At 74.0% G+C, this 6,000-nt stretch carries 4 protein-coding genes; 2 read left to right on the top strand and 2 right to left on the bottom strand.

The genetic code is table 11. The features are described 5' to 3' along the window. Positions 1–51: 51 nt before the first annotated feature. A complete protein-coding gene (locus tag ABZT03_RS35475; protein ID WP_356047086.1) occupies positions 52–1,287 on the bottom strand; it encodes an ROK family protein in 1,236 nt (411 codons plus the stop codon). A 458-nt stretch (positions 1,288–1,745) separates the two neighbouring features. Between ABZT03_RS35475 and ABZT03_RS35480 the strand changes: the two genes are divergently transcribed. Next, entirely contained in the window at positions 1,746–2,327 is a 582-nt protein-coding gene (locus ABZT03_RS35480) for a biotin transporter BioY (protein ID WP_356047087.1), read from the top strand. Between the two features lie 73 nt (positions 2,328–2,400). Here the strand turns inward: ABZT03_RS35480 and ABZT03_RS35485 are convergent, their stop codons facing one another. Continuing rightward, a complete protein-coding gene (locus ABZT03_RS35485; RefSeq protein ID WP_356047089.1) occupies positions 2,401–3,123 on the bottom strand; it encodes an LPXTG cell wall anchor domain-containing protein in 723 nt (240 codons plus the stop codon). 222 nt (positions 3,124–3,345) lie between these two features. Between ABZT03_RS35485 and ABZT03_RS35490 the strand changes: the two genes are divergently transcribed. After that, a complete protein-coding gene (locus tag ABZT03_RS35490) occupies positions 3,346–5,907 on the top strand; it encodes a protein kinase (RefSeq protein WP_356047091.1) in 2,562 nt (853 codons plus the stop codon). Positions 5,908–6,000 lie beyond the last annotated feature (93 nt).

Here is a 6,000-nt window from a genome sequence, read left to right on the forward strand (position 1 = left end):
CATGATGTTCCCGGCCTTTCCTGGGGCCTGTCAACATTCGGAGTTTCTGAATTAAGTCGGCTCAGGTGACACGCTCAGCGGGTCCCGGTACAACACGTCCAGCGCCACCGCTCCGCCGGCCGTGGCGAGTACCGAATCGGCGAAACCGGTCGGCGCGACCGACGCGGCCCGCTCCGGCCCGACCGATTCCCGCAACGCGGCCAGACAGTCCTCCCGGTACATCGCCCCGATCTCCGTGACGACGACCGTCTCCGGATTCAGGATGTCGAGCAGCAGCGCCGCCGCCCGCCCCACCATCCGGGCCCGGTCCACCAGCAGCCGCACGGCCACCGGGTCGCCCGCCGTCGCCGCGTCGAGGACCCGCATCGGGTTCACCCCGTCCATGACGCCCGCCGCACGGGCCCGCCGGCACAGCGTCCGCTCGCTCAACTCGACCTGGAGGCAGCCCACCCGCCCGCACTCGCACGGCTCGGTGCCGCCGCTCAGGGGCAGATGGGCGATCGTCCCCGCCTGCGAACGGGGGCCGTGGTGCACCTCGTCGTTGGTCGCGAAGGCCGCGTCGACCATGTTGCCCACGAACAGGTGCAGCACGCTTCGACTGCCCCGGGCCCGGCCGAACAGCCGCTCCGCGTTGACCAGCGCCCGGGCGTGCCCGTCCACGTGCACCGGCAGCCCGGTGTGCGCGCCGATCACCTCACCCACCGGCACGTCCCGCCAGTCGAGCAGCGGATGCTCGACCACCGTCCCGGTCTCCCGGTCCACCCAGCCGCCGACGGCCACCCCTACGCCCAGCGCCCGCCGGTCCGGCGCCCGGGCCAGCAGTGCCACCAGCCCGTCGGCGGCCCGCTCCAGCACCGGGCCGGGGTCGGTCCGTTCGTGCTTCAGCCGCCGCTCGGCCACCACCCGCCCGCGCAGATCGAGCAGCGCCACGGTGGTGTAGGGGACGGCGACATGGACGCCGCCCACCACGAATCGCGAGCCGTCCAGGTCGACGGGCAGGTGCGGCCGGCCCACCCCGCCCGAGCGGCGGGGCGCCGCGGCCTCCCGGATGAGACCGAGGCGGGCGAACCGGGCGCAGTAGTCGGTCACCGAGGCCGGCGACAGCCCGGTGAGCCGGGCGACGGTGCTGCGCGCGACCGGCCCGTGCTCCAGCACGGACCGCAGCACGACGCTGGCACTCGTACGGCGCCGGTCGCTGTCGGCCGCGCGGGGCACGGGCGAGGAGAGGCCGGCGGGAGGAAGGGAGGGGGAAGCAGGGGGGAAAGGAGGTGCCGCGGTACGGGGCATGGAGGTCATCCTCGGGAACGGGTCCGACACTGCGCCGTCTCGGAGGGTCAGGCGCGCCGGAGCCGCCTCACCCGGAGCGGCGACAGGCGGCCGTGCCCACGCGTCGCAGGTCGACATGTCGACGCGACGAGAAGTTCCGGGCCTGGGCAACCATGCGTTCGACGCTAGCAAAGGGGCCGGGCGCTGCCCAGACGGTGACCGACGGGCGAGACGGCGACCGACCCCGGTGGCGGCCCGTTTGGGGGGAACCTACAGACGCTGTCCCCGCCCGTCCGTAGGAGAAGCCACTCGACCTCAGTGACCGGTATCACGCCGCACCCGGTGTGAGGCCCCTCCTTTGTCGGGAGCCCACCAAGCCCGGGTTCCACCCTTTGTCGAGCGCTGACCATGATCGGCCCGAGGGCGCTGGGATAGCGTCGCCGTGTCCCTACGCGCCCACACCCACCCGCGGAGTCCCCATGAGCACGGCCGCCGTCGCCCCCGCCAGCACCGGACAGGTCCTCGCCGACCTGATCCCCGCCTCCCGTGTCCGGGACGTCGCGCTCGTGGCCGGGGGTGCCGCGCTCACCGGGCTCGCCGCCCAGATCGCCGTGCCGGTGCCCGGCTCACCGGTGCCGGTGACCGGTCAGACCTTCGCCGCGCTGCTCGTCGGCGCCGGTCTGGGCGCCGGCCGCGGCTTCCTCGCGCTCGCCCTGTACGCGCTGGCGGGCGTCGTCGGCGTGCCGTGGTTCGCGAGCGGCACCTCGGGAGCCGGCGCCGTGTCCTTCGGCTACGTCCTCGGCATGGTCCTCGCGTCCGCCGCCGTCGGCGCCCTGGCCGGCCGCGGAGCCGACCGCTCCGTCCTGCGCACGGCGGTCACCATGCTGCTGGGCGAGGCGATCGTCTACGCCGTCGGCGTGCCGTACCTGGCCCTGTCCGCCGGCCTGTCGGCTAGCGCCGCGATCGCGGCCGGCCTCACCCCGTTCCTGCTCGGCGACGCCCTGAAGGCGGCCCTGGCGATGGGCCTGCTGCCCTCCGCCTGGAAGCTGCTGCGGAAGTAGTCCCGGCCCGCACAGCGTGGGAGGCCCGACCCGGCGGTTGCCGCCGGGTCGGGCCTCCGCTCGTTCCGCCGGCTCAGACCTCCCGTGGCGCGGGCCGGCGCCGCGTCCACCAGAGCCCGGCGGCCCCGGCCGTCAGCAGCGCCACGCCCGCCGTCCCGAGCGGCAGGACGTCACGGCCGACACCGGTCTTCGGCAGCGCGTCACCGCCGGGTCCCACGGGCTTGTTGTCGGTGCCGAGCAGCAGCGGGGTGGCCGGGGCGTTGGGCGACGGGTTGGTCGTGCCGAACGGCACCGGGCCCTGCTGCCAGTACGTCTTCTTCCCGTCGCCGGTCTGCACGGGCAGGCAGATCTTCCCGGTCTTTCCCGGATCGAAGGTCGCGTCCACCGGGTACGACTTCGACTTGCTGGCCGCGAGATTGTCCAGAGAGCAGGAGAAACCGCTGTTCGAGCCGTCCGGCAGATTCTTTTTGTCGATCGGAGAACAGCCTTGAACGTTCTTGACCGTAAGGCCGTCGAAACCGACGACCAAAAGCCGGATCTTTCCGCTGTCCTTGGTTCCCTCGTTCTTCACCGAGGCGGTGATCGCCGTTTTCTCCGAACTGTTGTCGACGGAGATCCTCTCCGGCAACGACGTGGTCAGCCGCACGCCCGCGGGCGCGGCGTCGACGGCCTTTCCCCCCTTGCTGCTCCCGGGCCCCTGGTCGTCCGCGCCGGCGGTGCCGGAAAGGATCATCACCAGTGAGATAGAAGCCGTGACCAGCGACCCCGCGATGGTCGTCGTACGACGAGAACTCATGTTCGTCCCCCTTGGCTGCGCCTGAATTCGCAGTACTTGAAGAGGTACCACAAGATTTCTCCGCACTATGCTGGTACGGCCTGAAGTGTGACCATTGTGTTCCAGTCGGGACGTTGCCGGTACGTCGGCGGTGCGTTTTCGGCGCGGGGGAGATCGTCGAGGGGGTGCAACGGATTGCCGGGGAATACGGGAAACACGAGAAGTGGTGGCGTTCCAGGGTTACTGGTGACGGGGCGCTATCGGCTGGTCGAAAGCATCGGCCAGGGGGGAATGGGGCGCGTGTGGCGAGCCGCCGACGAAATGCTGGACCGGCCGGTCGCCGTCAAGGAGATGCGCATAGACGGCCTCGACGCCGAGGACACCCGCACGCGCCGCGAGCGCACCCTGCGCGAGGCCAGGGCCTCCGCCCGCATCGACCATCCCAACGTCGTCCGGGTCTACGACGTCGTCGACGAGGGCGAACGCCTGTGGATCGTGATGGAGTTGATCGCCGGCCGCTCACTCGAAGGGCTCCTGGCGGAGGAGGGGCCGCTCGGCCCGCGCGAGGCCGCCCGGATCGGCCTCGGGCTGGTGGAGGCGCTGCGCCAGGTGCACGCGCGGGGCGTCCTGCACCGTGACATCAAGCCCGGCAACGTCCTGGTGGAACACGGCGCGCGCCGCATCGTGCTGACCGACTTCGGTATCGCCGCCATCCAGGACACCACGGCCCTCACCATGGTCGGCATGCTCGTCGGCTCGCCCGACTACATGGCCCCCGAGCGGGTCTCGGGACGCCCGCAGGGGCCGCCGTCGGACGTGTGGTCGCTGGGCGCGACCCTGTGCGCGGCCCTGGGCGGCCGCTCCCCGTTCTCCCGCGACACGACGCTGGCGACGCTGCACGCCGTCCTGTACGAGGAGCCCGAACTCCCCGCCGCTGCCGGGCCGTTGCGCGAGATCCTGGCCGCCCTGCTGGAGAAGGAGCCGTCGGTCCGCCCGTCCCTCGACGAGGTGGGGACGGCCCTGCACGCGATCGCGGAACCGCCCCCCACGCCCGTGCCCATGCCCACGCCCACCCTCCGGGTCGGCCCGGAGCGCCTGCCGGGGCGGGCGGGCCGCGCGGAGGAGAGCACGGAGGCGGACCGGGACGCCGACGGCCATGAGGCGCCGGCCGAGGGGTCGGGGGCGGCGGGGGAGCACACGCATCCGGGTGCACCGGACGACGTGCGGGACGCGCGCGACGTGCGGGACGCCCAGGGGGACGCGCGCGATGCGCGGGACGCCCAGGACGACGTGCGGGATGCGCAGGACGCGCGGGACGTGCACGATCTCCAGGACGCCCGGGACGGGGACACCCGCGTCATCCGCACGGTCCCCGACCCCAGGCGCCCCGCACCTCGGCCGCACCCCGCGTCCGGGCCCGGACGCGCGTCGGGTCCGGAGGCCGTCACGGCGCCACGGCCGGAGCCGGAGCGGAGGCCCACACGGGAGCCGGGGGGCGGGCCGGAGGCGGGGTCGGTGCCGAAGCCCGTATTGGAGGCAGGGTCCGCGCCAAGGGCAACGCCCGTACCGGGGGCGGGATCCGTGCCGGAGCCGGGGCCCGGACCGGGGGCGGGATCCGGACCGGGGGCGGGATCCGTGCCGGAGCCGAGGCCCGGACCGGAGGCGGGATCCGTGCCGGAGCCGAGGCCCGGACCGGAGGCGGGATCCGGGCCGGGGGAAGCATCCGTACCCGGGTCGCCGCCCCGCCGCGCCGTCGTCTCCCTGTCCCGTGCCGAGGCGGTGACCGAGTCACGTCCCGGGCTCGGGCTGTCCCCGGACGGGAGGGGTCTGGGCGGGGCGCCCCCGGACGGGATGCCGAACGGGGCGCCTTCTCACGCGGACCCGCACGGGGCGCCTTCTCACGCGGACCCGCACGGGGCGCCTTCTCACGCGGACCTGCATGGGGCGCCTCCTCACGCGGACCTGCACGGGGCGCCTTCTCACGCGGACCTGCATGGGGCGCCTCCTCACGCGGACCCGCGCGGGGCGCCCCCGTACGGGACGCCCTCGGGCGCGCCTCCGGACGGGCCGTCCCTCCCCGGGTCTCTCCCCACCGGGCCGTCCCCGACCCGGCCACACCCGGGCGGGCCGCCCGCCCCCACCGCTCCGGCCACTCCCCGGCGCGGCTCGCGCCGCCGGCGCCGGACCGGACTCGTTCTCGGGGCCGGCCTGCTCGCCGCAGCGGCGGTCGTCGCGATCGTCCTCGCCGCCAACTCCGGCGCACCCGACGGCAACCGGGCCGGATCCTCCGCCTCGGCGACGCAGGCGACGTCGGCTGCCTCCGCGACCACCCCGGCCGGCGGTCCGTCCTCGACGGTCGAAGGCACGTCCAGGCCGCAGACCCTGCCCCCGGGCACGCACCGGGAGGCGGGCGGGTACGCCTGGGGACCGCCCCGTGGCTGGCGCCGGGACGTGCAGACGGGAGCGGAGGTCCACTACACCTCCCCGGACGGCAGGCAGGAACTCGCCGCCAAGTCGTCCCTGGCCCGCGGGGACCTGATGGACACCTGGCGGACCTCGGAACGGAACGCCCGCCAGGGGCGGGACTACCACAAGGTCCGTCTGGAGGAGACCACGTTCCGCGGCCGGCGGGCGGTCGCGTGGGAGTACACGTTCACCCTCCAGGGCGTCCCCTGGCACGCCCGGCTGCTGGGCTTCGACGTGGACGGGAAGTCGTACCAGATCAACACCTGGTACGAGCCGGACGTCGAGCGACAGGCGCTCGACGTCTACGACAGGGTGAAGGACGGCTTCACCGTCCTGTGAACGCGGCGGGGCGCAGAAGGGGCGGGGGCCCGGGGTGCGTCCACTCAGGGCACCAGCCATATCAGCATTCATACCGTGCGGCGACATGCCTCG

It is taken from the genome of Streptomyces sp. NPDC005574 (assembly GCF_040605435.1).
GTDB lineage: Bacteria > Actinomycetota > Actinomycetes > Streptomycetales > Streptomycetaceae > Streptomyces.

Excerpts from the sequence above, each read along its gene's own strand:
- ABZT03_RS35485 (WP_356047089.1), bottom strand. The coding sequence starts at position 3,123 with ATGAGTTCTCGTCGTACGACGACCATCGCGGGGTCGCTGGTCACGGCT.
- ABZT03_RS35475 (WP_356047086.1), bottom strand. The coding sequence starts at position 1,287 with ATGCCCCGTACCGCGGCACCTCCTTTCCCCCCTGCTTCCCCCTCCCTT.
- ABZT03_RS35480 (WP_356047087.1), top strand. The coding sequence starts at position 1,746 with ATGAGCACGGCCGCCGTCGCCCCCGCCAGCACCGGACAGGTCCTCGCC.